Annotated in this window: 24 protein-coding genes; 6 read left to right on the top strand and 18 right to left on the bottom strand. The window is 71.2% G+C overall.

Annotated features, from left to right (window positions below; genetic code table 11):
- Positions 1–47 precede the first annotated feature (47 nt).
- Positions 48–1,043: a dTDP-glucose 4,6-dehydratase gene (gene rfbB, locus ACFT2C_RS10600; protein ID WP_377207008.1), complete on the bottom strand. Its 996-nt coding sequence runs from the start codon at positions 1,041–1,043 to the stop codon at positions 48–50.
- A complete protein-coding gene (locus ACFT2C_RS10595) occupies positions 1,043–2,209 on the bottom strand; it encodes a nucleotide sugar dehydrogenase (protein ID WP_377207007.1) in 1,167 nt (388 codons plus the stop codon). The genes rfbB and ACFT2C_RS10595 overlap by 1 nt, the downstream gene beginning before the upstream one ends.
- 151 nt (positions 2,210–2,360) lie before the next feature.
- Between ACFT2C_RS10595 and ACFT2C_RS10590 the strand changes: the two genes are divergently transcribed.
- Positions 2,361–3,161 (top strand): siderophore-interacting protein, encoded by an 801-nt coding sequence (locus ACFT2C_RS10590; RefSeq protein WP_377207006.1) that lies wholly within the window; start codon positions 2,361–2,363, stop codon positions 3,159–3,161.
- Here ACFT2C_RS10590 and ACFT2C_RS10585 read toward each other — a convergent pair.
- Complete coding sequence (locus ACFT2C_RS10585) at positions 3,148–3,762, bottom strand: DUF402 domain-containing protein (RefSeq protein WP_377207005.1); 615 nt, start codon at positions 3,760–3,762, stop codon at positions 3,148–3,150. The genes ACFT2C_RS10590 and ACFT2C_RS10585 overlap by 14 nt on opposite strands.
- A 139-nt stretch (positions 3,763–3,901) precedes the next feature.
- Between ACFT2C_RS10585 and ACFT2C_RS10580 the strand changes: the two genes are divergently transcribed.
- Positions 3,902–6,643 carry a glycosyltransferase gene (locus tag ACFT2C_RS10580; RefSeq protein WP_377207004.1) on the top strand — a complete coding sequence of 914 codons (2,742 nt, stop codon included), beginning with the start codon at positions 3,902–3,904 and terminating at the stop codon, positions 6,641–6,643.
- Positions 6,644–6,701: 58 nt separating this feature from the next.
- Here ACFT2C_RS10580 and deoC read toward each other — a convergent pair whose 3' ends face one another.
- The 12 genes from deoC to ACFT2C_RS10520 form a co-directional block, all read right to left on the bottom strand.
- Positions 6,702–7,454, bottom strand: a complete 753-nt coding sequence (gene deoC, locus ACFT2C_RS10575) for a deoxyribose-phosphate aldolase (protein WP_377207003.1) — start codon at positions 7,452–7,454, stop codon at positions 6,702–6,704.
- Positions 7,451–8,599, bottom strand: a complete 1,149-nt coding sequence (locus ACFT2C_RS10570; RefSeq protein WP_377207002.1) for an adenosine deaminase — start codon at positions 8,597–8,599, stop codon at positions 7,451–7,453. Before ACFT2C_RS10570 ends, deoC begins: the two co-directional genes overlap by 4 nt.
- 36 nt (positions 8,600–8,635) lie before the next feature.
- Entirely contained in the window at positions 8,636–8,860 is a 225-nt protein-coding gene (locus tag ACFT2C_RS10565) for a hypothetical protein (RefSeq protein WP_377207001.1), read from the bottom strand.
- Positions 8,861–8,873: 13 nt separating this feature from the next.
- Positions 8,874–9,791: a hypothetical protein gene (locus ACFT2C_RS10560; RefSeq protein WP_377207000.1), complete on the bottom strand. Its 918-nt coding sequence runs from the start codon at positions 9,789–9,791 to the stop codon at positions 8,874–8,876.
- A gap of 112 nt (positions 9,792–9,903) precedes the next feature.
- Entirely contained in the window at positions 9,904–11,235 is a 1,332-nt protein-coding gene (locus ACFT2C_RS10555; protein WP_377206999.1) for a thymidine phosphorylase, read from the bottom strand.
- Positions 11,232–11,675, bottom strand: a complete 444-nt coding sequence (locus ACFT2C_RS10550; protein ID WP_377206998.1) for a cytidine deaminase — start codon at positions 11,673–11,675, stop codon at positions 11,232–11,234. Before ACFT2C_RS10550 ends, ACFT2C_RS10555 begins: the two co-directional genes overlap by 4 nt.
- A 5-nt stretch (positions 11,676–11,680) precedes the next feature.
- Positions 11,681–12,964 (bottom strand): ABC transporter permease, encoded by a 1,284-nt coding sequence (locus ACFT2C_RS10545; RefSeq protein WP_377207061.1) that lies wholly within the window; start codon positions 12,962–12,964, stop codon positions 11,681–11,683.
- Between the two features lie 11 nt (positions 12,965–12,975).
- Entirely contained in the window at positions 12,976–14,340 is a 1,365-nt protein-coding gene (locus ACFT2C_RS10540) for an ABC transporter permease (RefSeq protein WP_377206997.1), read from the bottom strand.
- The gene (locus ACFT2C_RS10535; RefSeq protein WP_377206996.1) at positions 14,327–15,865 is read right to left on the bottom strand and encodes an ABC transporter ATP-binding protein; all 1,539 of its coding nucleotides are present in this window, start codon (positions 15,863–15,865) and stop codon (positions 14,327–14,329) included. Before ACFT2C_RS10535 ends, ACFT2C_RS10540 begins: the two co-directional genes overlap by 14 nt.
- 121 nt (positions 15,866–15,986) lie before the next feature.
- Positions 15,987–17,069 (bottom strand): BMP family protein, encoded by a 1,083-nt coding sequence (locus ACFT2C_RS10530; protein ID WP_377206995.1) that lies wholly within the window; start codon positions 17,067–17,069, stop codon positions 15,987–15,989.
- A 154-nt stretch (positions 17,070–17,223) separates the two neighbouring features.
- A complete protein-coding gene (locus ACFT2C_RS10525; RefSeq protein ID WP_377206994.1) occupies positions 17,224–18,438 on the bottom strand; it encodes an amidohydrolase in 1,215 nt (404 codons plus the stop codon).
- A gap of 216 nt (positions 18,439–18,654) precedes the next feature.
- On the bottom strand, positions 18,655–19,788 hold the full coding sequence (locus tag ACFT2C_RS10520) for a mannose-1-phosphate guanylyltransferase (protein WP_377206993.1): 1,134 nt from the start codon (positions 19,786–19,788) through the stop codon (positions 18,655–18,657).
- 255 nt (positions 19,789–20,043) lie between these two features.
- Between ACFT2C_RS10520 and sdhC the strand changes: the two genes are divergently transcribed.
- The 4 genes from sdhC to ACFT2C_RS10500 all read left to right on the top strand — a co-directional run bounded on the left by sdhC (position 20,044) and on the right by ACFT2C_RS10500 (position 23,545).
- Positions 20,044–20,427 carry a succinate dehydrogenase, cytochrome b556 subunit gene (gene sdhC / locus ACFT2C_RS10515; RefSeq protein ID WP_377206992.1) on the top strand — a complete coding sequence of 128 codons (384 nt, stop codon included), beginning with the start codon at positions 20,044–20,046 and terminating at the stop codon, positions 20,425–20,427.
- Positions 20,427–20,891, top strand: a complete 465-nt coding sequence (locus ACFT2C_RS10510) for a succinate dehydrogenase hydrophobic membrane anchor subunit (protein WP_377206991.1) — start codon at positions 20,427–20,429, stop codon at positions 20,889–20,891. Before sdhC ends, ACFT2C_RS10510 begins: the two co-directional genes overlap by 1 nt.
- A 66-nt stretch (positions 20,892–20,957) precedes the next feature.
- A complete protein-coding gene (gene sdhA / locus ACFT2C_RS10505) occupies positions 20,958–22,790 on the top strand; it encodes a succinate dehydrogenase flavoprotein subunit (RefSeq protein WP_377206990.1) in 1,833 nt (610 codons plus the stop codon).
- Complete coding sequence (locus ACFT2C_RS10500; RefSeq protein WP_377206989.1) at positions 22,790–23,545, top strand: succinate dehydrogenase iron-sulfur subunit; 756 nt, start codon at positions 22,790–22,792, stop codon at positions 23,543–23,545. The genes sdhA and ACFT2C_RS10500 overlap by 1 nt, the downstream gene beginning before the upstream one ends.
- Here ACFT2C_RS10500 and ACFT2C_RS10495 read toward each other — a convergent pair.
- The 3 genes from ACFT2C_RS10495 to trpS are packed head-to-tail and all read right to left on the bottom strand — an operon-like array spanning position 23,529 to position 26,046.
- Positions 23,529–24,422, bottom strand: coding sequence for a YihY/virulence factor BrkB family protein (locus ACFT2C_RS10495; protein WP_377206988.1), 894 nt, complete (start codon positions 24,420–24,422; stop codon positions 23,529–23,531). The genes ACFT2C_RS10500 and ACFT2C_RS10495 overlap by 17 nt on opposite strands.
- Before the next feature lie 17 nt (positions 24,423–24,439).
- Positions 24,440–24,976, bottom strand: a complete 537-nt coding sequence (locus ACFT2C_RS10490) for a 2'-5' RNA ligase family protein (RefSeq protein ID WP_377206987.1) — start codon at positions 24,974–24,976, stop codon at positions 24,440–24,442.
- On the bottom strand, positions 24,973–26,046 hold the full coding sequence (gene trpS / locus ACFT2C_RS10485) for a tryptophan--tRNA ligase (RefSeq protein ID WP_377206986.1): 1,074 nt from the start codon (positions 26,044–26,046) through the stop codon (positions 24,973–24,975). The genes ACFT2C_RS10490 and trpS overlap by 4 nt, the downstream gene beginning before the upstream one ends.
- Positions 26,047–26,065 lie beyond the last annotated feature (19 nt).

Here is a 26,065-nt window from a genome sequence, read left to right as displayed (position 1 = left end):
AAGTACGCCCCGCCCAAGGCAACCCGACCGGCCGGACCCAACAAGAACTACTGCCCTGAAGCCAAGTACTTGGCCTCCGTCAGCGCCTTCGCACCCCTCCACCAGGACTCGTGCTCCCGATACCAGTCGACGGTCGCCGCGAGCCCCTCACGGAAGTTCGTGTACCGAGGAGCCCACCCCAGCTCCGTCCGCAGCCGGCTCGCGTCGATCGCGTACCTCAGGTCGTGCCCCGGGCGATCGGTCACGTGGTCGAAGTCGTCGGCGTCCCGCCCGAAGATCTCCAGCAGGGTCCGCACGACGTCGAGGTTGCTCGCCTCGCCGTCCGCCCCGATCAGGTAGGTCTCGCCGACCTGGCCCTTCTCGATGATGGTCCAGACGGCCGAGTTGTGGTCCTCGACGTGGATCCAGTCGCGCACGTTGAGGCCCGCGCCGTACAGGCGGGGTCGCACGCCGTCGATCAGGTTGGTGATCTGGCGCGGGATGAACTTCTCGATGTGCTGGTACGGACCGTAGTTGTTGGAGCAGTTCGAGATCGTGGCCCGCACGCCGAAGGACCGCACCCACGCCCGGACCAGCAGGTCGGAGCCCGCCTTCGTCGACGAGTACGGGGACGACGGGTTGTACGGCGTCTCCGGCGTGAACCGGTCCGGGGTGTCCAGCGGGAGGTCCCCGTACACCTCGTCGGTCGAGATGTGGTGGAACCGGACGCCATGCTTGCGCACCGCCTCCAGCAGCGTGAACGTGCCCACCAGGTTGGTCTGCACGAACGGCGACGGGTCGGTCAGCGAGTTGTCGTTGTGCGACTCCGCGGCAAAGTGCACCACCAGGTCCGAATCCCCCACGAGCCGGTCCACGAGCGGCGCGTCGGTGATCGAGCCCTCGACCAGCTCCACGCGGTCGGCGACGGCGTCGAGCGAGGACCGGTCGCCCGCGTAGGTGAGGGCGTCGAGCACGGTCACCCGCACGTCCGGACGCTCCCGCACCGTCTGGTGGACGAAGTTCGCGCCGATGAACCCGGCACCGCCGGTGACCAGGACCTGCATCAGTCGCGCCCGTAGATGTCGCGCGTGTAGACCTTGTCGGCGACGTCGTCGAGCACCTCGGTCCGGCGGTTCGCGATGATGACGTCGGCGCGGGACTTGAGCTCGTCCAGGTCGCGCACCACCTCGGAGTTGAAGAACTGGTCCTCGTCCAGGGTGGGCTCGTACACGATCACCTCGACGCCCTTGGCCTTGATGCGCTTCATGATGCCCTGGATGCTGGAGGACCGGAAGTTGTCCGACCCCGCCTTCATGACCAGCCGGTACACGCCCACGGTCTGCGGGTTGCGGCGCAGGATGTCCGTGGCCACGAAGTCCTTGCGGGTGGTGTTCGCGTCGACCACCGCGTTGATCAGGTTCTGCGGCACGTCCGCGTAGTTGGCCAGCAGCTGGCGGGTGTCCTTGGGCAGGCAGTACCCGCCGTACCCGAAGGACGGGTTGTTGTAGTGCGAGCCGATCCGCGGGTCCAGGCCCACGCCCTCGATGATCTGCGCCGTGTCGAGGCCACGGGTCAGGGCGTAGGTGTCGAGCTCGTTGAAGTACGCGACCCGCAGCGCGAGGTAGGTGTTGGCGAACAGCTTGATCGCCTCCGCCTCGGTGGAGTCGGTCAGCAGGACCGGGACGTCCTTGGTCAGGGCGCCCTCCAGCAGCAGGTCGGCGAACTGCTTGCCCCGCGCGGACCGGTCGCCCACCACGATCCGGGACGGGTGCAGGTTGTCGTACAGGGCCCGGCCCTCGCGCAGGAACTCCGGGGAGAAGACGATCGCGGCGCCCGCGTGCTCCTCGCGCATCCGGTCGGTGAAGCCCACGGGGATCGTCGACTTGACGACTATCGTCGCCTCGGGCGCACGCTCCAGGACGTGCTCGATGACACCCTCGACCGACGACGTGTCGAAGAAGTTGGTGACCTCGTCGTAGTTCGTCGGGGTGGCCACGACCACCACCGCGGCGCCCGCGTAGGCCTCGTCCATGTCGAGCGTGGCGGTCAGGTTCAGCGGCTTGTCCCGCAGGTACTCCTCGAGCTCGTCGTCGACGATCGGCGAGATGCCCTTGTTCACGAGGTCGACCTTGACGGGATCGATGTCCAGCGCCCACACCTCGTGATGCTGCGCGAGCAGCACCGCGTTGGACAGGCCCACATAACCCGTGCCGGCAACAGCGATCTTCACGACGGGACTCCTGACAGGAAAGGTCGATGACGAGACCCATGCTAGAGCGCAACGCTCCGGCGCCCGGCCTCCGGGTGGCGGCCACGGCACTTCATCCGTGACGCACGCCACACCGGCGCCCGCACGCTCGCGAGGTTAGGCTTACCTCATCATGCCGCAGACCACGAACGCACCGACCGGCAAGCCCCGCAAGGCAGTCCGCACCACGGCGACCGTGACCGCTGTCCGGCACCTCACGCCGCACATGATCCGGGTCACGATCGGGGGCCGGGCCCTGGCCGCCGTCGACCCCACCCCGCTGACGGACCGCTACATCAAGCTCGTCATGGCGGAGTCCCCCGAGCCCGAGGGCCGCCCCGTCCTGCGCACCTACACGATCCGCAACGTCGCCGAGTCGAGCTGGGACATCGACATCGTCACCCACGGCGACGAGGGCTACGGCGGCCCCTGGGCGCAGCGCGTGCAGCCCGGCGACGAGGTCTCTTTCGTGGGACCGGGCGGCGACTACGCCCCGTCCCCCGACGCCCCGTGGCATCTCCTGGTCGGCGACGAGTCCGCCCTGCCGGCCATCGCCGCCGCCTGCGAGGCCCTGCCCGACGGCGCTGTGGCGCACGTCTTCGTCGAGATCGCCGACGCGTCCGAGGAGCAGGAGATCGCGAGCGCCGCGGACCTGCACCTCACCTGGGTGCACCGGTCCGCGGGGGCGAGCGTGGCCGACGTCGTGCAGGCCGCCGAGCTGCCCGACGGCGTTCCCCACACGTTCCTGCACGGCGAGGCGGGCTGCGTGCGCGACCTGCGCCGCTGGGCGCGCGGGACGCTGGGCGTGCCGCGTGAGCTGCTGTCCGCGTCGGGCTACTGGCGGCGCGGCCGCGACGACGAGCGCTGGCGCGCGGAAAAGGCCGACTGGAAGGCCGCGGTGGAGCAGGACGACCTGGTGCTCAGCGGGCGCTGAGCGCGTCGAGCACCGCGAGCCAGCGCTTCGCCGTCGCGCCGTCGTAGGGCGGCTCTCCGGCTCGTACCGCGACGAGCAGGGCGTCGGCGTCCGCGCGGACCCGGGCTACGACCGACGGCGGGTACCCGTACTTCACGGTGTGCTCGGCGAACTCGTCCTCGTCGTCGATGAAGAACTGGCCGCGCGGCTCGGCGGCCTCGTCCTCGAAGGCGATGACGTCGAGGTCCAGGTCCACGGCGGTCACCTCGTAGGCGGCGCGGTTGTCGCCGTCGGGCAGCCGCCTCCACTTGGGGACCGTGCTGAGGTCGATGTAGAGCCGCATGCGGTGCGGGTGGTCGCGGTACAGCAGCGGCGTCCACCCGCCGGGGCCGAAGAATCCGACCCCCGGCCCGCGTGCCGTGTACTTCGCGCCGGGCCGGGCGAAGCGCGTCCCGGGCTGGTACCCGACCCATTGCCCGTGCTCGTCGGAGCCCAGGTGGACGGCGTGGAACACCCAGTGCGGAGTGCCGTCCCACTTGCGGAAGCGCACCCGGACCGGCGTTCCCGGCTCGGTCGGCAGCGACTCGGAAATGCCCTGGTCAGCAGGTTGTTGCGCAGACATGTCCGGGAGCCTACCGAGACGTCGTCGGGCCGTAACCCAGGGGCACTACGCTCTGGCCACCGTCGGCTGCTCGCGCACGTCCGGATGCTCGCTGGGACGACGGTATCCGCCTTACCCGTCGACCCCACGAGGAGCCTTCATGTCCCCTGCAAGCCGCCGTCTCGCCGCGTCCGGTGAGACTGCGCACCAGGTCCCGTCCGCTGACGAGATGATCGCCGAGGCGCTGCTGGACGCCGCCGCGATTCCCCTCCACAACCCGCATCCCGATCGGCCCGACCCGATACCCGATGCCCGCCCCCTGCCGCTGCCCGACCAGGAGACCTGGGCGGCCGCCAAGGAGGCGAACCGTCAGCCGCGCGAGGTGTGGTCCGCCCCGGACCGCGCCGCGGACCGCCCTTTCCAGGAACGGCCCGAGCCGCCGTCGGGCGACGCGGTGCTCACCGCGGCGCTGCGCCGCGGCCTCCCCCTCGACGAGGCCGTCACGACGTCCGTCCGCACCACGCGCAGCCTGGACACCGCCCAGTGGCGGTCGCTGTGCCACTCGCTGATGGCACACCCCGAGACGCGCCGCGCCGGGGTTGCCGGAGCCGCGCTCATCGCGCAGCGGGTGGGTCTGCGCGAGCTCGCGTGGGACCTCCTGCGACAGCTGGGGCCCGACGACGCCGCCCGGCTCGCCCCCGCCGAGTACCTCCGGGCGGGCATCGCCATGGCCAGCGGTGACGTCACCCGGACGGCGGCCACGTGGGTGCGGCACGGGTTCGTGACCGACGCCGCGGTGTTGCTCGAGATCGCGAAGCTCCTGTTCGTCGCCGACGAGCCCGAGTCGGCGGCCGAAGCGCTGGACGCGGCCCGGCACGGCGCCGGCCTGACCGAGCAGCTCCAGGCGTCGATCGACCACCTCGCCCCGTGGATCGACAAGGCCCTGCGGCCCGCCGCGCCGGCGCGGGTGCCGACGGGTCACGTGTCGTTCGCCGTCATCGACTACAAGGCGCCGGACGAGAACGTCTCGTCCAGCAACATCGGCGACACGGTGCAGACCATCGCGAGCCTGGGCCACCTGCTGCGGCACGAGGGCGTGCGCCTGCACGGCGACGACACCATCACCGAGCCCGTGGGATTCCTCGCCGGCCGCGTGCGTCCCGAGCACGTGGTGCCCGGGCCGGGCGCCGACGTGCACCTGACCCTGGTGCAGCGCGACATGTCGCGCCTGGACGCCGTGCCCGAGAACACGTGGATGCTCGCGTTCGGCTGGTACATGCACAGCCAGTTCGACCTGCGCTTCGACTTCCCGTTCCACGAGAACCTGCAGCCGCTGTTCGTCTCGTTCCACGTCAACAAGCACGCGATCCTGACGCCCACCGCCGTCGACTACCTCAAGGCCCACGGGCCCATCGGGTGCCGCGACTGGACCACGGTGCACCTGCTGCTCAACGCGGGCGTCCCCGCGTTCTTCAGCGGCTGCCTGACCACCACCATCGACACGGTCTTCCCGGGGGGCTTCGCACCCGCACCTGCCGGCGCCCCTGCCGTGTACGTGGACACGCCGGTCCCCGAGCACGACACCGGCAGCGAGCTGGTCACCCACCTGCACCCCTCGGTCCGTCGCAACGACCTGGGCCGGAACCTGCACACCGCCGTCGACCTGCTCGACGCCTACCGGACCCGGTACTCCCGCGTGGTCACGTCACGCCTGCACGCGTTCCTGCCGTCGTGGGCCATCGGGGCGAACGTCGACTTCCACCCCCGGAACGACGCCGACATCCGGTTCGCCGGCCTGCTCGACGCCGACGAGGCCGGCCGGCGCGCCATGCAGGAGCGGATCCGAGCCGTCGTCGCCCCGGCGATGGCCAAGATCCTCGCCGGGGCGTCCCGCGACGAGGTCTACGCGACCTGGCGCGCGACCGTGGCCGACGAGGTGGAGCGGGCGCTGGCCGTGCACAACGCGCCGGTGCCGGCGCCGTCAGGCACCTGCTCGGTCGCCGACGCCGTGGCCGGGGTGCGCGCCACGCGCGTCGTCGTGGAGGCGGCCGTGCCGCGCGCCGGCCACGCGACCGGCGGGACCGCGGTGCCGCTCAACATCGCCGTGGCCCTGGACGGGAACCTGCGCTCCCAGATGGAGGTGGTGGTCGGCGGGGTGGTGCGGCACACGGACCGGCCCGTACGGGTCGTCGCCCTCACGCGCGACCACACGCCCGCGGACCACGACCGGCTCGCCGGGCTGTTCCCCGAGGTCACATTCGAGTGGTACGCGTGCGACGGGATCGACTACGGGACCGTCCTCGGCATGCTCAAGCACATCACGGTCGCCACCATGGACCGCCTGCTGCTGCCCGAGCTGCTGCCGCACCTCGACCGGGTGCTGTACCACGACCTGGACGCGCTGTCCGTGGTGGACCTGGCCGAGCTGTACGACACCGATCTCGGCGGGGCGCCCCTGGCGGCCCGCCCGTCGATCTCGTACAACTACCGGCACGGCATCGGGAACGTCATCCGGTCGACCCGGCTGCTGGGGCACGACCCCGAAGCCGCCCGGGACCTGGTGCGCGCTATGACGCAGCGGCACCGCTACGGGTACCACGGCTTCAACGCGGGCATCCTGCTGCTGGACCTGGCCGTCATGCGCGCCGACCGGTTCACGCACGAGTACGTGCCCTACGCCGAGCGGTACGGGCTGAACGACCAGGACGTGCTCAACGCGTACGCCGGGTCGCGCTACCGCCCCCTCGAGGCGCGGTGGAACGCCTGGCCCACCCAGGAGATCGTCGCCGAGCCGGGGCTGATCCACTGGGCCGGCCCGGTCAAGCCCTGGCACGACGACCGGTACATCCTGCTCAAGGAGCACTGGACGGCCACAGAAACCTGGCTCGCCACCCGCCGCTGACCACCCGCTGGTCGAGCTTGTCGAGACCGGTCTCGACAAGCTCGACCAGCGGTCACGCTCAGTAGGTGTCGGTGGAGGTGGGGGTCGGGGTGGTGTCCCTGTCGAAGCCGGACAGGACCGTCGCCGTGCCCGACAGGCCCAGGCGGGTCGCGCCGGCCGCGATCATCGCGAGCGCGGTGTCGAAGTCGCGGATGCCGCCCGAGGCCTTCACCCCAAGGTTGCCGCCGCCCGCCGCGCCGACGGTCTGCGCCATGAGCGACACGGCGTGCACCGAGGCGCCGCCGGCCGGGTGGAAGCCCGTGGACGTCTTCACGAAGTCGGCGCCCGCGGCCTCCGCCGCCCGGCACGCGCCGACGATCTGCTCGTCCGTCAGCGCCGCCGACTCGATGATCACCTTGAGGATCCGGTCCGCGGGCACGGCAGCGCGGACGGCCGCGATGTCGGCCTGCACGACGTCGAACCGGCCGGCCCGCGCGGTCCCGACGTCGATCACCATGTCGACCTCGTCCGCGTCGTCGGCCATGGAGCGGGCCGCCTCGAAGGCCTTGACGTCGCTCAGGTGCTTGCCCGAGGGGAACCCGCACACCGTCGCGACGGCGAGCCGGCCGGCCGCCATCTCGACCGCGAGGGAGACGAACGACGGGGACACGCACACGGAGAACACCCCGAGTGCCGCGCCCTCCTCGACGTGGGAGGCGACGTCGGCCGCCGTCGCCTCGGGCTTGAGCAGCGTGTGGTCGACGAACGCGGCGAGCGCCGCCTTGTCCTGCGGCGGCTGAGGCGTCCGGGTCGCGTCAGGCTGAGCGGTCATACGAGTGCACCTTCGACTTTCTGGAATCCGGGCAGGAGTACCTGCTCCACGAGGTCACGCCGCTCGTCGTGGTGCATGAACGCACCCCATGCGGCGGTGACCGTCACGTCGACGAGGTCGTCGAGCGTCCAGCCCGCCTCGTCGACGAGCAGCTTCATCTCGTGCGTCATCGACGTCCGAGACATCAGGCGGTTGTCCGTGTTGAGCGTGACGGCGAAGTCCAGCTCCTTGAGGCGCGTGATGGGGTGCGTCGCTATCGACTCGGCGACGCCCGTCTGCAGGTTCGACACGGGGCACAGCTCGAGCGGGATCTGGTGGTCGCGCACCCAGTGCGCGAGGCGCCCCAGGTCGGCGGCACCGCCGCGGCCGTCGCCCGACAGGCCCTCGGCGGCGGCGCCGCCGACCACGAAGGCGATGTCCTCGATGATCCGGGCGCCATGGCCGAGGCGGTCCGCCTGCCCCAGGTGCACGGCCTGCCCGATGGAGTCGAGGCCGGAGGCCTCGCCCGCGTGGATCGTCACGGGAAAGTCGTGCTCGGCGAGGTAGCGCCAGATCGCGAGGTGGCGCGACGGCAGGAACCCGGCCTCGGGCCCCGCGATGTCGAACCCGACCACGCCACGGTCCCGGTAGGCCACGGCGAGCTCGGCGACCTCCTGCCACCGGTCCGCCTGCCGCATGGCGCCCACGAGCTGGCCCACCCGGATGATGCGCCCCTCGGCTGCGGCGGCGGCGATGCCGTCGTCGATCCCGGCCTGCACCGCCTCGACGGTCTCGGGGAGCGACAGGCCGCCCGCCTGGTGCTGCTCGGGCGCCCAGCGCTGCTCGGCGTACACGACTCCGTCCGCCGCGAGGTCCAGCACCGCCTCCCGGGCGACGCGGGCCAGGTTCTCGGCAGTCTGCATGACGGCGATGGTGTGCTGGAAGGTCTCGATGTACCGGACGAGCGAGCCGGAGTCCGCGGCGTCCCGGAACCAGGCGGCGAGGGACTCGGCGTCGGTAGCGGGCAGCTCGTGGCCGGCGACGTCCGCGAGCTCGAGGACGGTCTGCGGGCGCAGGCCGCCGTCGAGGTGGTCGTGGAGAACGACCTTGGGCAGGGCGCGGATCAGCGCCTCGCCGGGGCGCGCCCCGGGGTCTTGCGTGGTCATGCTGACAACCTACCGTCCGGCACCGACAACCGGCGGTCAGCCGGCGCCCTCGCCGGCCTCGGGGCCGCCCTCCTCGTCCTCCTCAGCGGGGACGTCGAACGCCTGCTCGACGACGTCCGCCTCGTCGGCGGAACCGTCGTTGTCGGGACGCGGCGCGTCCGGGACGTACTCGTCGGGCTCGTGCGTGGTGTCGACCTCGGCGTCCTCAGGCGGGACCAGGCCGGTGTCGCGCCAGGAGTCGGGTCCGGGGAGCGTGCTCATGAGGGCCTCCTCGTCAGCGGGCTTCCATCGTCTCCCGCGTGCCGTCAGCTTGCCAGTGCCCGGCGCGCTCGGGCAGCAGCACCCAGGCGATGTGCGGCCAGCCGCCGAGCGCGGCCGTCAGCGCCTTCCGTACGCGCGCGGCCGTGCGGTCGGCGGTGGACTGCGACGCCTCCGGCTCGCCCGTCGACGCCGGCGGCGGGTCGAGCAGCGCCGCCACCGGGACGGTGTGCAGCCCCGCGCCCGACGGCTCGTACAGGACGGCACTGCCCTCGCTCCCCTCGCCGTCGGCCAGGGTGAGCAGCACGACGTGGCGCGGGACGGCGGAGTCCCAGCCGCCCGTGACGTCGCCGCCCGTATACAGGGGCACCGGGATGCCCGCGCGGGCGCTCGCCACCGCCGCTTCCAGGACGGCGCGCGACCCGGCGACCCGGTGGGTGTAGCGCACGCCGCCGTAGCTGGCGAACCGGGCGGCGCCCCACGGCGGTGTGCCGTACGTGCGCGGCCAGCCCGCCACCACGAGCCCGCGCCGGTTGGCCGCCGAGTGGACGGCGTGCTGCAGCCGCACGAACCGGCCCGCCGGGTCCTGGCTCGCGAGCCGCAGCGCCGCCCGGGGGTCGCCGGCCAGCCCGAGCATCGCCAGCACGGCCGCCCCGCACGTGGTCTCGTCGACCTGCACCGCCGCGGCGATCGTCCCGTCGAGCGACGGCAGGTTCAGCCGCCGCGGGAAACCAACCGTCCCGGTGCCCCGCTCGCGCGCCAGCGGGTCCAGCACGGACCGCCGGGCGCGGGTGGTCGCCGACTCGAGGTGGCGTTCGACGTCGTCGGGCACGGCGGGGCGTTCGAAGCGGCCCGACGGCGGCGGGGCCGGCACTGGCCCCCCGAAGGCACGCAGGGCGCCGAGCAGGGACGAAAGGCGCAATGTCGACGGCACCTCGCCAGGCTAATCCGGGCCGGAGCGACTCGCCGGTCCGCCACGCGGACGGACGCGGGTGACGCAGGCGGGCCACCGCCCGAGCCACCCGCCCCAGGCCACCTCGCCCGGATCAGCCGATCCGGTCCAGCACCACCGACCGGTCCGACGACGCCAACGCGGCGCCCAGAGCACCGAGGACGCCGGCCCCGGCACCCTCCGGCTCCACGGTCCAGCCGCCCTGCAACGCCTCGCGCGCCCGGGCGAACCGCTCCGGGGTGTCGGTGTGCAGGGTCAGGAGCGGCTGCCCGGCGACCACCGGCTCCCCCGGTCTCACGTGGATCTCGATGCCGGCGGCGGCCTGGACCGCGTCCTCCTTGCGCACCCGGCCCGCGCCCAGGCGGTGCACGGCGACCCCCACCGCGTAGGCGTCGAGCGAGGCCAGCACGCCGGACTCCGCCGCCACGACGGTCTCCGTCTCCTTCGCGACCGGCAGCGGCGCGTCGACGTCGCCGCCCTGCGCCCCGATCATGGCCCGCCACTTGTCCATGGCCCGGCCGTCCGCCAGCGCGGCCCGCACGTCCGCCTCCGCGGTCGGGCGGTCCGCGGCGGCCAGCATCTCCACGGCGAGCGCCACGGTCAGGTCGACGACGTCGTCCGGCCCGCCGCCCGCGAGCACCTCCAGGGACTCGCGCACCTCCAGGGCGTTGCCGGCGGTGCGGCCGAGCGGCACCGACATGTCGGTGACCAGGGCGACGGTGCGCACCCCGGCGTCGGTCCCGAGGTCCACCATGGTGCGGGCCAGCTCGCGCGCGCTGTCCAGGGTCTTCATGAACGCGCCCGAGCCGACCTTCACGTCGAGCACCAGGGCGCCCGTGCCCTCGGCGATCTTCTTGGACATGATCGAGCTCGCGATGAGCGGGATCGCCTCGACCGTGCCTGTGACGTCGCGGAGCGCGTAGAGCTTCTTGTCCGCCGGCGCGAGGCCCGACCCGGCGGCGCAGATCACGGCGCCGACGGACTCGAGCTGGGACATCATCTCGTCGTTCGTCAACGAGGCCCGCCAGCCAGGGATGGACTCCAGCTTGTCGAGCGTGCCGCCCGTGTGTCCGAGGCCGCGGCCCGACAGCTGCGGCACGGCGACGTCGAACGCCGCCACGAGGGGCGCAAGGGGCAGCGTGATCTTGTCCCCGACGCCGCCCGTGGAGTGCTTGTCCGCCGTGGGCCGGGAGAGCTTCGCGAACGACATGCGCTCGCCGGACGCGATCATCGCCTGCGTCCACCGGGAGATCTCCGCGCGCGACATGCCGTTGAGCAGGATCGCCATGGTCATCGCGGACATCTGCTCGTCGGCGACCACGCCACGGGTGTAGGCGTCGACGAGCCAGTCGATCTGCTGGTCGGTCAGTGCGTCCTTGTCACGCTTGGCCCGGATGATGTCGACGGCGTCGAACGGCTCGGTCATCGCTGTGCCTCCCGCACGTGGTCCAGGTCGCCCGGCCCGAAGGCCTGCGGCAGTACGTCGGTCATCGGCGCGATGCCGAGCGGGGTGTCGACCAGCAGCTCGGGCCCGCCGTGCTCCCAGAGGATCTGGCGGCACCGGCCGCACGGCATGATCGTCTCGCCGAGCGCGTTCACGCACGTGAACGCGGCGAACCGCCCGCCGCCGGACATCACCAGGGCGCTGACCAGCGAGCACTCGGCGCACAGGGTGACCCCGTACGCGGCATTCTCGATGTTCGCGCCGGTGAGCAGACGGCCGTCGTCGGCGAACGCGGCCGCGCCGACCTTGAACTTCGAGTACGGCGCGTACGCCTTGTCGAGCGCGCTCCGGGCTGCCGCCCGCAGGCCGTCCCAGTCCACGGCGCCCGCCGGGTCGGCCGGATCCACAGCGTTCACGTCCACCTTCCTCAACCCTTGATGTACGGCTCGCCCGAGGCGGCCGGCGGACGCGAGCGCCCCACCAGGCCGGCGACGGCGAGCAGGGTGACCACGTACGGCACCATGAGCATGAACTGGCTCGGCACGGGCGAGCCGACGACGGACAGCACGTTCTGCAGGTTGGACGCGAAGCCGAACAGCAGGCCTGCGAACGCGGCCCGGATCGGGTCCCACTTGCCGAAGATGACGGCGGCCAGGGCGATGTAGCCCGCGCCGCCGGTCATGTTCTCGCCGAACTGGCTCAGGTTGACCGTGGTGTAGAAGGCGCCACCCAGCCCGGCCACCGCGCCCGCGACGAGCACCGCGTTGTACCGGGTGCGCACCACGTTGATGCCGACCGTGTCGGCCGCCTTCGGGTGCTCGCCCACGGAGCGCAGCCGCAGGCCCCAACGGGTCCGGTTCAGCGCGTACCAGACGGCGGGCACGGCGACGAACATCAGATAGATGAGCGCCGGCTGGTCGAACAGGACCGGGCCGAGCACGGGGATGTCCGACAACACCGGGATCGGGATCGACATGAACCGCGTCGTCGAGTTGAGCGTCGCCGCATCGGGCACCAGCACCTGCGAGTACAGGAAGCTGGTCAGGCCGACGACCAGCACGTTCAGCACGACACCCACGATCACCTGGTTCACGTGGTACGTGATCGCGAACACGCCGAGCACGAGCGCCACGAGCGCGCCCGCGAAGATCGCCGCGACCAGGCCCGCCGTCGCGCTGTCGGTGAGCGAGGAGACGATCGCCGCCGTGAACGCCGCGCCGAGGAGCTGAGCCTCGATCGCGATGTTGACCACGCCCGCGCGCTCGCCGATCACGCCGCCCATCGCGCCGTACACGAACGGCACGGACCACAGCACGGCGCCGCTGAGCAGGCCCACGATCGACAGGTCGCGCGGGCTGCCGGCACCCGCCCACGCCAGGAAGCCGAGCAGGCCTGCGAGGGAGAAGATCACGACGAGCCAGAGCGGCGTCCGGTGCCCGCGCGCGGTGAGCACGAAGGCCACGGCCGTCACCGCGATCATCACCGCCCCGCACACCCACGCGAACACCGTCGCCGGCAGCACGATGACCGGAATCTGGAAGAAGTCGCTGCGCTGCGACAGCAGGAACCGGGTGTCTCCCGAGTGCGGCACCGCGACGAGCAGCAGCGCGTACAGCACGGTCACAGTGAGCAGCACGCCGGCCGGCTTCCACGACACGACCGTGACCGTGCGCGTGGTCTCCGACAGCGGCGCGTCGAGCTGGGTGGACATGTGGTCGGCGCTCACGCGGCCGCCTCCTTCTGGTTCCGGTTCGCCTTCGGCTTCTTCGCTGCCCGACGCCGATTCGGGTCAGGCAGCCGGAAGATCGCCCGAACCAGCGGCGGCGCCGCGATGAAGAGCACGATGAGCGACTGGACCACGAGCACGATGTCGCTCGGGACGCCCTCGGCGGCCTGCATGGTCGTTCCACCCGCCTTGAACGCGCCGAACAGGATGCCGGCGGCGAGCACGCCCCACGGGCTGGACCCGCCGAGCAGCGCGACGGTGATGGCGTCGAACCCGATGCCCGCGTCGATGTCGGAGCTGAAGCCCGTGGTGACCCCGCCGAGCACCTGCGACGCACCGGCCAGGCCGACCAGCCCACCGGCCAGGAGCATCACGTTCACGGTGGCGCGCCCGGTGTCGATGCCGGCCACGCGGGCGGCGCGCGGGTTCTCCCCGACGGCACGGAACGCGAAGCCGGTCGAGGACCGGTCGAGCAGCCACCAGACACCGACCACGGCCAGCAGCGCCAGCACGAAGCCCCAGGTCATGTTGAACCGGTCGCCAAGCAGGGTCGGCAGCTGGGCCGACTCCGGCGTCGGCGGCGTCTTCGGGTTGGACGAGCCGGGCGCCTGCAGGAGCCCCGGCGTCGCCAGGAAGTAGGAGATCAGGTAGTACGCGACGTAGTTGAGCATGATCGTCACGATCACCTCGTGCGCCCCGGTGCGGGCCTTGAGCACGCCCGCGATCCCGGCCCACACCGCGCCCGCCGCGATACCGGCCACCAGGGCCAGCAGCAGGTGCAGCGGGAACGGCACGCCGCTGACGCCGAAGCCCACCCAGCCGGCCGCCGCGGCCGCCACGAGCATCTGCCCCTGGCCACCGATGTTGAACAGGCCGGCCCGGAACGCGAGCGCCACGCCAAGCCCGGCCGCGATGAGCGGGGTCGCGTAGCTGAACGTCTCCGTCAGCGGCCGGATCGCGGTCACGAAGTCCGGCGCCTGCACGTTCACCACGGAACCGCGGAACAGCGCGGAGTACGCGCCGCCGACCGCCTGGCCGATCGCGACGAAAGTGTCGGTGGGCCGCGCGAAGAAGTACACCGCGGACGCCTTCACCTCCTCGTCGGTGAAGGCGATCATGATGGAGCCCACCAGGACGGCGAGCAGGACGGCGCCCACGGCCACCGTCCATGAGCTGGTCATGGTCTGCTGCAGGGCCTTCGCGAGACGGCTCTCCGTGTCGACGGCGGCCTCGCCGCCCGGTCCGCCGGCCACGCGGGCCCGCTCCTGCTCCAACTCCTCGGCAGTGCCGGGGTCGAGCTCGGGCTCCTGCTCGGGGCCTGCCCCAGAGCTCGATTCCCTGTTTGACTTAGGCGCGTTCACGCGACTCCTCCTCTCCCTTCGCGTCCTCCGGGGAGATCCCCGCCATCATCAGGCCCAGCACGTCACGCGGCGTGTCCGCGGGCACGATGCCCACGACCTTGCCGCGGTACATGACCATGATGCGGTCGGCCAGGGCCACCGCCTCGTCCAGCTCGGTGGAGACCACCACGACCGGCACCCCGGCGTCGCGCGTGGCGACGATCCGCTTGTGGATGAACTCGATGGACCCCACGTCCACGCCGCGCGTCGGCTGTGCCGCGACGAACAGGCGCAGGTCGCGCGACAGCTCGCGCGCGAGCACCACCTTCTGCTGGTTACCGCCCGACAGGCGCCCCACCGGCGTGGTGATGCCCTGCGTGCGGACGTCGAACTCGGCCACCTTCTCCTCGGCGAACCGGTCGCGATAGCCGAGCCGCAGGGCTCCGCCCTTGACGAACGGCGGCCCGTCGGAGCGGTCGAGCATGAGGTTCTCGGCGATGGTGAACTCGCCGATCAGCCCGTCGAGCGTCCGGTCCTCGGGCACGAAGCCCACGCCCTCGTCGAGGATGCGGCGCACCGAGCGGCCCACGAGCTCCTTGCCGTCGAGCGTGATGCTGCCCGACACGTCGCCCTCCAGGCCGATGAGGGCCTCGGTGAGCTCGGTCTGCCCGTTGCCCTGCACGCCCGCGACCACGAGCACCTCGCCGCCGCGCACCTCGAAGCTGACGTCGTCGACCACGACGGTGCCGGACTCGCTGGCGACCACCAGGCCGCTGACCTTCAAGCCGTTGTCGTGCAGCGTGGGTGCGTCCTTGTGGACGGTCAGCTCCACGGAGCGGCCCACCATGAGGGAGGCGAGCTCGGCGTCCGACGCCGTCGCCTGGGCCTCGCCCACCACCTTGCCGTGCCGGACGACGGTGATGCGGTCGGCGACCGCGCGCACCTCGCGCAGCTTGTGGGTGATGAACACGATCGCGGAGCCCTCGTCGCGGAGCTGGCGCATGATCGCCATCAGCTCGTCGGTCTCCTGCGGCGTGAGCACCGCCGTCGGCTCGTCGAAGACCAGCACGTCGGCGTTCCGCGAGAGCGCCTTGATGATCTCGACGCGCTGCTGGACGCCCACCGGCAGGTCCTCGACCAGCGCGTCGGGATCCACGTGGAACCCGAACCGGGCGGAGATCTCGCGCACCTGCGCGCGGGCCGCGTCCAGGTCGAGCCGTCCGGCGCCGCGGGTCTGCTCCTGGCCGAGCATGACGTTCTCCGCCACGGTGAAGACGGGCACGAGCATGAAGTGCTGGTGCACCATGCCGATGCCCGCGGCCATCGCGTCGCCGGGGCCGGAGAAGTTCTGGACGACGTCGTCCAGGAGGATCTCGCCCTCGTCGGCGTCGTACAGGCCGTAGAGCACGTTCATCAGGGTGGACTTGCCCGCCCCGTTCTCGCCCAGGAGCGAGTGGATCTCACCTGGCTGGACCACCAGGTCGATGTGGTCGTTCGCGACGAGCGCGCCGAAGCGCTTGGTGATGCCGCGCAGCTCGAGCCGCATAGGAATCCTTCCCGAAGGGGTCCTGCTCATGACAGGTCCCGAGGCGCGCGGCGCGAGCCGTGCCCCCCGGGACCATCTTGCGTCAAGTCTCGGTCATCGACCGATCAGCCCTGACGGGCTGTCACTTGGCGAGGTAGGACTTCACCTCGACCTTGCCGTCGATGATCGACTGCTTGAGGTCCTGGACCTCCTGCCAGAGGGCCGGGTCGACCTTGTCCTCGAAGTTGTGCAGCGGGGCGATGTCCACGCCACCGTTCTCGAGGGTGCCGACGTACGGGGTCGGGTCGAACTCACCCTTGCCGGAGGCGACCACGGCCTCCTTGGTGGAGACGTCCATCCCCTTCAGGATCGAGGTCAGCACGATGTCCTGCGTGGTCGGGTCCGACTCGTAGAAGTCGGCGTCCACGCCGATCAGGGCGACGTCCTCGCCCGAGTCGGCGATCGCATCCATCGCGGACTGGTAGATCGGGCCGCCGACGGGCAGGATCACGTCGACGCCCTGGCCCAGGATGTTCTCCGCCGTCTGCTTCGCCGCCGGGTCGGCCGAGAAGCCGCCCGTGAAGGAGCCCTTCTTGCCGTCCCAGCCCACGAGCTCGACGTTCTCGCCCTTGGTCTCGTTGTAGTAGTCGATGCCCTGCTTGAAGCCGTCCATGAAGATCGTGACGGTCGGGAAGTCCATGCCGCCGAACGTGCCGACCTTGCCGGCCTCGGAGTAGCCCGCGGCCAGGTAGCCCGCGAGGAACGCGGCCTGCGACGTGTCGTACAGCAGCGGCTTGATGTTCTCGGCGTCGGCCTTGCCGTCGAAGTCGGCGTCAGCGGCGTCGTCGATGATGATGTAGTCGATGTCGGGGTTGGCCGTGGCCGACTCGACGGTGGCCGCCGACAGCGCGAAGCCGACCGTCACGATCGTGTTGCAGCTCTCGCCCACGAGCGACTCGATGTTGCCCTTGTAGTCGCTCTCCGACGACGACTCGACACTGACGAGCTTGGTGCCGAGCTCGTCGGCCGCCGCAGTCGCGCCCTCGAAGCTGAGCTGGTTGAAGCTCTTGTCGTCGAACCCGCCGGCGTCCGACACCATGCAGGGCTTGAAGTCGCTGGCGGCGGAGGTCTCGCCACCGGGGGTCTCCTCCGGGGCGGTGCCGCACGCCGAGAGCGCGAGCGCCGCTGCTCCCGCAAGAGCGGTGAGCCAAACAGCCTTCTTCACTGGTGCTCCTTCGATGGTCTAGACGGGCCTTGTCCAAACAGATCTGGGGCCCTATACCGCACCGAGCGTAGCCAGCGCATCCCGCTTTTCGCGTTTCGAGACGGTAACCGGAGGAAGTCGTTACCGAAGCGTCATCGGCAGGAACATCTGGCGGTCAGCGTGCGGCAAACTGGGCAAGGGCCCGCACACCGACGCCGATCGCCCGCTCGTCGACCACGAGGTCGCCCTGGTGCAGGTCATAGGTGGGGCCGCCGGGGGTGCGCACGCCGAGCCGCGCCATGGTCCCCGGCACCTTGCGGAGGAACCAGGCGAAGTCCTCCCCGCCCATCGACTGCTCGGTGAGCTGCACGGCGTCGGGGCCGACGGCGTCGCGGACCGCGGCCTCGAGGTCGCTGGTGGCCTCGGTCTGGTTCTCGACCGGCGGCACCCCGTGCGTCACCGTCACCGAGACTCCGACGCCGTACGGGGCCACGATCTGCTCCACCGCCTCGCGGACCAGCTCGCCCGACTTCTCCCAGGCGCGCACGTCGAGGCAGCGCAGCGTGCCCTTGACGACGCCGCTGGACGGGATCGCGTTCGGCGTCGAGCCGGCCTGGACGGCGCCCCACGTCAGGTTCACGCCCGAGCGGGGGTCGAGCCGTCGGCCCAGCACTGCGGGCGTCTGCGTGATGACCTGGCCGAGCGCGAACACGACGTCGCCCGTGAGGTGCGGGCGGGAGGTGTGGCCGCCGGGCGACGAGATCGTCACGCTCACCGAGTCGCTCGCCGAGGTGATGGGCCCGATGCGCGTACCGACGTGCCCGACGTCGAACTTCGGGTCGCAGTGCAGCGCCGCCATCCGGTCGACGCCGTCGAGCTCGGACGTGCGGTTGATGATGTCCTCGGCGCCGCCGGGGAACACCTCCTCGGCCGGCTGGAAGAAGAGGCGGACGCCGCGCCGCAGCCGCCCCTCCTCCTGCAGGCGAGCGAGCACGAGGCCCGCTCCGAGCACCACGGTGGTGTGCACGTCGTGGCCGCAAGCGTGGGCGACTCCCGGCTCGGTCGAGGCGAACTCGACCCCGCTGGTCTCCTGCAGCGGGAGCGCGTCGAGGTCGGCGCGCAGGCCGATCCGGCCCTCGCCGTCCGGCCCGTGGTCGGGGCCGATGTCGCAGACCAGGCCGGAGCCGATCGGCAGCAGGCGCGGCTCCAGGCCCGCGGCCCGCAGTCGCTCGGCGACGACCCGCGTGGTGCGCGTCTCCTTGCGGGACAGCTCGGGGTGCGCGTGCACGTCGCGGCGGAACGCGATCAGCTCGGCGTCCAGCCCCTCGGCCAGGTCGCCCACGCGCGCGGCGAGGGCGGCGACGACGTCCGTCGCGTTGCCTCCGGGCATGTCACCGACCGGCAGCTGACCGTTCGAAACGATCTGATCGAAATCGGCAAGACTGACGGGTGGCTCGGTCGGCTTCACCCGACCCACGGTAGCGCTGTCCGCCCCGCGAAACACGGCCCGACGGCATCTATCCCACCATCCGGACGAGAATGAGACGACACCCCTCGACATGTCCGACGTACCCGGCATCCGGGGGTGCCCCCGTACGTCCGACGGTCAGAGGAGGTCTTCGCGGCCTCGCTCGCGGACGGCCGCCACGACGTCCTTCACCTGCTGCGCGCGGGCGCGCGTGGTCACCAGCAGCGCGTCGGGCGTGTCGACGATGACGACGTCGTCCAGCCCCAGCACCGTCACCAGGCGGCCCGACGCCGGGACCACCACCGAGCCGGCGCTCTCGATCCGCAGCACGTTCGCGGGGTCGCCGAGCACCTTGGCGCCGCGGTCGTCGTCGGACGGCAGGAGGACGGCGAGCGAGTTGTAGTCCCCGACGTCGTCCCAGCCGAACGTCCCGGGCACGACGGCGACGCCACCCGCCGCCGCGACGGGCTCCGCCACCGCGTGGTCGATGGCGATCTTCTCCAGGCCGGGCCAGACCTCGGCGAGCACGGCGGCGCGGCGCGGCGTGTCCCACGCGTCCGCGACCAGTCGCAGGGCGTCGTGCAGCGCCGGCCGCTGCTCGGCGAGGTGCCCCAGCAGCACCGAGGTGCGCGCGACGAACATGCCCGCGTTCCACCGGTACTCGCCCGAGGCGAGGTAGGTCCGGGCGGTCGCGGCGTCCGGCTTCTCCGTGAACCCGCGCACGTGCAGCGTGTGCGGGGCGTCCGCGATCCCGAGCGGCTCGCCCGAGCGCACGTAGCCGAACGCGGTCGACGGCCGGGAGGCCGCGATCCCGACGGTCGTCACGTAGCCGGCCCGCGCCGCGGCCACGGCCTCCCGCACGGCCAGCTCGAACGCCCGCGTCCCGTGGATCACGTGGTCGGCGGCGAACGACCCGATCACGACGTCGCCGTGCCGCTTCTCCAGCACGGCGGCCGCCAGGCCGATCGCCGCCATCGACTCGCGCGGCGCCGGCTCGGCGAGCACGGCGTCGTCGGACAGGCCCGGGAGCTGGGCGCGGCAGGCCGCCACGTGCTGCTCCCCGGTGACCAGGACCACGCCGTCGGGGCCGGCCAAGGGGCGCAGCCGGCGCTCGGTGGCCTGCAGCAGGGACTGGCCCGAGCCGACGAGGTCATGCAGGAACTTGGGCTCCCCGCCCCGGGAGAGCGGCCAGAGCCGCGTGCCGGACCCACCGGCAGGTACCACTGCGAAGAAGTCGTCGATCGGGGACGATGGGGCGGCGGCCGAAGTCATGCCCGCAGGATGCCAGTACGGCGGCGCTCCCGCTGCAATAACCCGCCGAATCAGAGCGGGGAGGGGAGCCGAGTCCGGTAGCAACGCACGAGCAACCTGACGGGTGCCGGAAGCGACGACATCTCCCCTGTGGGATCAGTCACAAATGCCGCGTCTTGATGCCCGTGAGGGCTGCCGGGCGGCGATCGAGGCGACCAGTTGTCATTACAGTGGGGACCAGCCACCCCAGCCGGACAGCCATAGGAGGCTCCCGAAGTGCCCACCGCACCAGCAGGCACGTTATACCGCGGCCGTGAAGGCATGTGGTCGTGGGTCGCGCACCGCGTGACCGGCGTGCTGATCTTCTTCTTCTTGCTCGTGCACGTGCTCGACACCGCGCTGGTGCGCGTGTCCCCCGAGGCGTACAACGCAGCGATCGGCACCTACCAGACGCCGATCATGGGGCTGGGCGAGGCGGGCCTCGTCGCCGCGATCGTCTTCCACGCCTTCAACGGCATCCGGATCATCCTGGTGGACTTCTGGGCCAAGGGCCCCAAGTACCAGAAGGTCATGCTCTGGGTGGTCGTCGGTCTCTTCGTCGTGACGATGGCGGGCTTCCTGCCGCGCCACCTCATGAACGTGTTCGGAGGTGGCCACTGATGGCACACGGAACCGCAGCGGTGGCGAAGGTCGACTCCCCGCGCTCCCCGTACGTCCGGCGCAAGACGACGCGCGGCAACTACGAGCTGTACTCCTGGGTCTTCATGCGCGCGTCCGGCGTCGTGCTGATCGTCCTGATCTTCGGCCACCTGTTCGTGAACCTGCTGGTCGGCGACGGCGTGCACGCCATCGACTTCGGCTTCGTGGCCGGTAAGTGGGCGAACCCGCTGTGGCAGGTCTGGGACCTGCTCATGCTGTGGCTCGCCATGATCCACGGCACCAACGGCGTGCGCACCATCATCAACGACTACGCCACCCGGGACCTGACGCGCGGCATCCTCAAGGGCCTCCTGCTCCTGGCGTTCACCGTCGTGGTCGTGCTGGGCACCCTCGTGATCTTCACGTTCGACCCGTGCCCGCCGGACGCTCCCGCAGAGCTGCTCGCCTCCTTCTGCACGGCCTAGACCGGCCAGCACGGCACTTCCCCAGCCCCACACTCCGAAACTCTTCAGCAGGAGGCATCGAGCCCGATGCAGACCCATCAGTACGACGTCGTCATCGTCGGCGCCGGCGGCGCAGGCATGCGCGCCGCCCTCGAGTCGTCGAAGGAGGCCCGCACAGCGGTGATCTCCAAGCTGTACCCCACCCGATCCCACACCGGTGCCGCCCAGGGCGGCATGGCGGCAGCCCTCGCGAACGTCGAGGACGACAACTGGGAATGGCACACGTTCGACACCGTCAAGGGCGGCGACTACCTCGTCGACCAGGACGCGGCCGAGATCCTCGCCAAGGAGGCCATCGAGTCGGTCCTCGACCTGGAGCGGATGGGCCTCCCGTTCAACCGCACCCCCGAGGGCAAGATCGACCAGCGCCGCTTCGGCGGGCACACCCGCGACCACGGCCAGTCCGCCGTCCGCCGCGCGTGCTATGCCGCCGACCGCACCGGTCACATGATCCTCCAGACGCTCTACCAGAACTGCGTCAAGCAGGACGTCGAGTTCTTCAACGAGTTCTACGTGCTGGACCTGATCACCGACCACGACCTCACCACCGAGGAGATCGCGGACGGCGAGGAGGTCAACGCGACCGGCGTCGTCGCCTACGACCTCGCGACCGGCGAGATCCACGTGTTCCAGGCCAAGGCGATCATCTTCGCGACCGGCGGTGCCGGGAAGATCTTCAAGACCACGTCGAACGCGCACACCCTGACCGGTGACGGCATGGCGCTGGCGTACCGCCGCGGCCTGCCGCTGGAGGACATGGAGTTCTTCCAGTTCCACCCGACGGGCCTCGCGGGCCTGGGCATCCTCCTGTCGGAGGCCGCCCGCGGCGAGGGCGGCATCCTGCGCAACTCCGAGGGCGAGCGCTTCATGGAGCGCTACGCCCCCACCATCAAGGACCTCGCGCCGCGCGACATCGTGGCCCGGTCGATGGCGAACGAGGTGCGCGAGGGCCGGGGCGCCGGGCCGAACAAGGACTACGTGCTGCTCGACCTGACGCACCTGGAGCCCGCGCACATCGACGCGAAGCTCCCGGACATCACCGAGTTCGCGCGGACCTACCTCGGCATCGAGCCCTACACCGAGCCCGTGCCCGTCTACCCGACGGCGCACTACGCCATGGGCGGCGTGCCGACCAACGTCAGGGGTGAGGTGCTGCGCGACGGCGTCAACGTCGTCAAGGGCCTCTACGCCGCCGGCGAGGTCGCGTGCGTGTCCGTGCACGGCTCCAACCGGCTCGGCACCAACTCGCTGCTCGACATCAACGTGTTCGGCAAGCGCTCCGGCCGGGCCGCGGCCGAGTACTCCAAGACAGCGGAGTTCCACGAGCTGCCGGACGACCCGACGGTCCGCGTCGTCGCGCAGCTCGACGAGATGCGCAACCGGCCCGACGGCGAGCGCGTGGCAGACATCCGCAAGGCGCTCCAGGACACCATGGACCTCAACGCCCAGGTGTTCCGCACCGGCGAGTCGCTGAACGAGGCCCTGGCCGACATCCGCGAGCTGCAGAAGCGGTACCGCAACGCGTCGGTGCAGGACAAGGGCAAGCTGTTCAACACCGACCTCCTCGAGGCCATCGAGCTGGGCTTCCTGCTCGACATCGCCGAGGTCACCGTGGTCGCGGCCATCAACCGCAAGGAGTCGCGCGGCGGTCACTACCGCGAGGACTTCCCGAACCGGGACGACGCGCACTACATGCTGCACACCATGGCCTACCGTCGTCCGCCGGAGGCGTCGGACCAGGCCGAAGGCCACGTCGAGGGCTACTTCGACCACGTCGAGGAGTTCGACGGCTACAAGGTCGTCCTGGGCTCCAAGCCTGTTATCCAGACCCGGTACGAGCCGATGGAGCGTAAGTACTGATGACTGCCACTCTCGAAGCCCCCGCAGCCGCCGCGGGCGAGATCCCCTCGTTCACGGTCACCATGCGGATCCGGCGGTTCAACCCCGAGGTGTCCGACGAGCCCACCTGGCAGGACTTCACGGTCGAGGCCCACGGCACCGACCGCGTGCTCGACGCCCTGCACAAGATCAAGTGGGACATGGACGGCTCGCTCACGTTCCGCCGGTCGTGCGCGCACGGCGTCTGCGGCTCGGACGCGATGCGGATCAACGGCCGCAACCGCCTGGCCTGCAAGACGCTGCTCAAGGACGTCGACCCGTCGAAGCCCATCACCGTCGAGCCCATCAAGGGCCTGCCGGTCGTGAAGGACCTCGTCGTGGACATGGAGCCGTTCTTCGCCTCCTACCGCGAGATCATGCCGTTCCTCATCACGACGGGGAACGAGCCGTCCAAGGAGCGCTACCAGTCCCCCGAGGACCGCGCCAAGTTCGACGACACCACCAAGTGCATCCTGTGCGCCGCGTGCACGTCGTCCTGCCCGGTGTTCTGGACGGACGGCCAGTACTTCGGGCCGGCCGCGATCGTGAACGCGCACCGGTTCATCTTCGACAGCCGTGACGAGGGTGGGTCGCAGCGCCTGGAGATCCTCAACGACAAGGAGGGCGTGTGGCGGTGCCGCACGACCTTCAACTGCACCGAGGCGTGCCCGCGCGGCATCGAGGTCACGAAGGCGATCCAGGAGGTCAAGAAGGCCATGATCACTCGGGCCTTCTGATCGTTCGTTGTTCCTCCTCCGCCGCGGCCATCCAGGCCGTGGCGAGGAGGAGGACTCGGGCCAGGAGGTTGACCAGGATCAGGAGGGTCACCACTACCGCGAAGGATGCCAGGAGGGCGTTGCGGGTAGCCGCTCCCGAGATGACCTCGGTGCCCAGGTAGCGGAGCGCACCGGCGACGACACCCACCGCGAGCGAGCCGAGCAGCAGGTCGCGGCCCGGCGGGCGTACTCCGCCCACGTACCGGATCACGGCGGCGACGACGGCGGCGTCGAGCAGCACGGCCAGGAGCAGGCCGACACCGCGCACGGCCCAGCCCGCGCCCGAGCCCAGGCCCACCTGCTTCAGGGTCCAGGGGACTGCCGCCGAGACCGCCACGCTCGCGGCCGCGGTGACCAGCACGCCGACCCCGAGCAGCACGAAGCCCAGAAGCTGCCGGAGCCGGGTGGTCACCGGGTTTCCGGCACTCTCCGTCTCGCCGAACATCGCCCGCACCGACGTGCGCAGCGCGCCCATGAACCCCGTGGCGGACCAGAGCAGCACCACCGCCGCCACGACCGACGTCCAGCTCAGCCCGGTGGAGAGCACCAGGTCCGACGGCGACAGGACGCCCCCGTCACCGGTGTCCACCAGTCCGGGCACCCACGTGTCCACCTGGGCGAGGACCGCGTCCCGCAGCTCGGTGTTGTCGCCGAGCACCCGTACGAACACCGTGTAGCCGATGGCGAGGGCGGCGAACAGCGAGAAGAGCGCCGCGTACGCCATGCCGCCGCTCAGCACCGCGCCGTTCGCGGTGTTGAACCGGTCCAGCGCGCGGCCGGCGCGCGTCGTCTCCCACCACGCCCGGACAGTCTTGCCGAGCTCGATCAGCCGCTTCATCGCGTCGAGCCTAGGCCTCAACCCAGGGGGAAGGCCGCCTGGGGGCGCCAGATGCCGTCGTCGCCGTGCTCGTACTGGTAGAAACGGTCGACGTCGAACTCGGCGGAGTAGTCGGCCATCGCCTCGAACGCCTTGTCGAGGGCGGCGTCGGGCACCTCGTGCGCGATCGTCACGTGCGGGTGGTAGTTGAACCGGAGCTCGCCGTCGAGGACTCCCGTCCGCACGGAGGACTCGAGCCGCTCGCACTCGGCGATGCCCTGCGAGAGCGCCACGAACACCACCGGCGAGATCGGCCGGAAGGTGGCGGTTCCCCGCAGCTTCACCGCGAAGGGCGGGGCGGCGGCGGCCACGTCCGCGAGGTGCGCGCGTGCCTCGGCGAGCTGCTCGACGTCGAGCAGCGTGGGTCCCAGCAGCGTGATGTGCGGGGGGATGAAGTGCGCGAGCGGGTCGTCCGCGGCCACCCGCGCCGCGCTGAGCTCCGCGGCGTAGGGCTCCGGGATCTCGATGGCGATCCCGATCCGGATCTGCCCAGGTTCCCGCTCGGGAATGTTCACCGTTCGCCTCGGGAGGGGAACAGGCCGAACCGCTCGTACATCCGGTCCAGCACCGGGCGCGCGATCGCGCGGGCCCGGTCGGCGCCGTCTGCGAGCACCCGGTCCAGCTCGGCGGGGTCCGCCAGGTAGGTGTTCGCCCGGGCCTGGAACGGCTCGAGGAACGCGACGACGGCGTCGGCCAGGTCCACCTTGAGGTAGCCGTAGCCGCGGCCGTCGTACTCCTTGGCGATCGCGTCGATGTCGCGGCCGGTCACCGCCGAGAAGATCGTCAGCAGGTTCGAGATGCCGGGCTTCTCGGCCGGGTCGAAGCGCACGCCGTAGGTCTCGTCGGCGTCGGTCACCGCCGACTTGATGGCCTTGACAGCCTTCTTCGGGTCCTCCAGCAGCCAGACGACGCCCTTGCCACCCGAGCTCGACTTGCTCATCTTGGAGCTGGGGTCCTGCAGGTCCTGGATCTTCGCCACGCCCTTGACGATGTGCGCGTCCGGGACGACGGCGGTACCCGCGCCGAAGCGGGTGTTCAGCCGCTCCGCGAGGTCCCGCGTGAGCTCCAGGTGCTGGCGCTGGTCCTCGCCCACGGGGACCAGGGCGGCGTCGTACAGCATGATGTCGGCGGCCATCAGCACGGGGTAGGTGAAGAGCCCGACGGTGGTGCCCTCGCTGCCCTGCTTCGCCGACTTGTCCTTGAACTGCGTCATGCGCCCGGCCTCGCCGAACCCGGTCTGGCAGCTCAGCAGCCACGCCAGCTCGGTGTGCGCGGCGACCTGGGACTGCACGAACAGGATCGACCGCTCGGGGTCGATGCCCCCCGCCAGGTACTGGGCTGCCGTGCGGCGGGTGCGCTCGCGCAGCGACGCCGGGTCGGGGTTCACCGTGAGCGCGTGCAGGTCGACCACGCAGTAGAGCGCGTCGTAGGAGTCCTGCAGCGCGATCCACTGCGACAGGGCACCGATGTAGTTGCCCAGGTGGAGCGAACCGTCGGTGGGCTGCATCCCGGAGAATATGCGCTTCCGGGTAGGGCGGTGGGCGGAGGTTCCGGTGCTCACCGCGGTCGGTGTTTCGAGCGACATGGCGAACATTCTGGCAGGT

The sequence above is a fragment of the Promicromonospora sp. NPDC057138 genome (genome assembly GCF_042670845.1).
Lineage (GTDB): Bacteria > Actinomycetota > Actinomycetes > Actinomycetales > Cellulomonadaceae > Promicromonospora.
This window is presented reverse-complemented; position numbering and strand designations above follow the sequence as displayed.

Bases quoted from the DNA above. Each gene is read 5' to 3' on its own strand.
- deoC (WP_377207003.1), bottom strand. From the start codon at position 7,454: ATGACCGCTCAGCCTGACGCGACCCGGACGCCTCAGCCGCCGCAGGAC.
- ACFT2C_RS10495 (WP_377206988.1), bottom strand. From the start codon at position 24,422: ATGAAGCGGCTGATCGAGCTCGGCAAGACTGTCCGGGCGTGGTGGGAG.
- ACFT2C_RS10525 (WP_377206994.1), bottom strand. From the start codon at position 18,438: ATGCCCGGAGGCAACGCGACGGACGTCGTCGCCGCCCTCGCCGCGCGC.
- ACFT2C_RS10585 (WP_377207005.1), bottom strand. From the start codon at position 3,762: ATGTCTGCGCAACAACCTGCTGACCAGGGCATTTCCGAGTCGCTGCCG.
- sdhA (WP_377206990.1), top strand. From the start codon at position 20,958: ATGCAGACCCATCAGTACGACGTCGTCATCGTCGGCGCCGGCGGCGCA.
- ACFT2C_RS10580 (WP_377207004.1), top strand. From the start codon at position 3,902: ATGTCCCCTGCAAGCCGCCGTCTCGCCGCGTCCGGTGAGACTGCGCAC.
- ACFT2C_RS10570 (WP_377207002.1), bottom strand. From the start codon at position 8,599: ATGACCACGCAAGACCCCGGGGCGCGCCCCGGCGAGGCGCTGATCCGC.
- ACFT2C_RS10500 (WP_377206989.1), top strand. From the start codon at position 22,790: ATGACTGCCACTCTCGAAGCCCCCGCAGCCGCCGCGGGCGAGATCCCC.
- ACFT2C_RS10565 (WP_377207001.1), bottom strand. From the start codon at position 8,860: ATGAGCACGCTCCCCGGACCCGACTCCTGGCGCGACACCGGCCTGGTC.
- ACFT2C_RS10590 (WP_377207006.1), top strand. From the start codon at position 2,361: ATGCCGCAGACCACGAACGCACCGACCGGCAAGCCCCGCAAGGCAGTC.
- ACFT2C_RS10545 (WP_377207061.1), bottom strand. From the start codon at position 12,964: ATGTCCACCCAGCTCGACGCGCCGCTGTCGGAGACCACGCGCACGGTC.
- ACFT2C_RS10520 (WP_377206993.1), bottom strand. From the start codon at position 19,788: ATGACTTCGGCCGCCGCCCCATCGTCCCCGATCGACGACTTCTTCGCA.
- trpS (WP_377206986.1), bottom strand. From the start codon at position 26,046: ATGTCGCTCGAAACACCGACCGCGGTGAGCACCGGAACCTCCGCCCAC.
- ACFT2C_RS10555 (WP_377206999.1), bottom strand. From the start codon at position 11,235: ATGACCGAGCCGTTCGACGCCGTCGACATCATCCGGGCCAAGCGTGAC.
- ACFT2C_RS10510 (WP_377206991.1), top strand. From the start codon at position 20,427: ATGGCACACGGAACCGCAGCGGTGGCGAAGGTCGACTCCCCGCGCTCC.
- rfbB (WP_377207008.1), bottom strand. From the start codon at position 1,043: ATGCAGGTCCTGGTCACCGGCGGTGCCGGGTTCATCGGCGCGAACTTC.
- ACFT2C_RS10535 (WP_377206996.1), bottom strand. From the start codon at position 15,865: ATGCGGCTCGAGCTGCGCGGCATCACCAAGCGCTTCGGCGCGCTCGTC.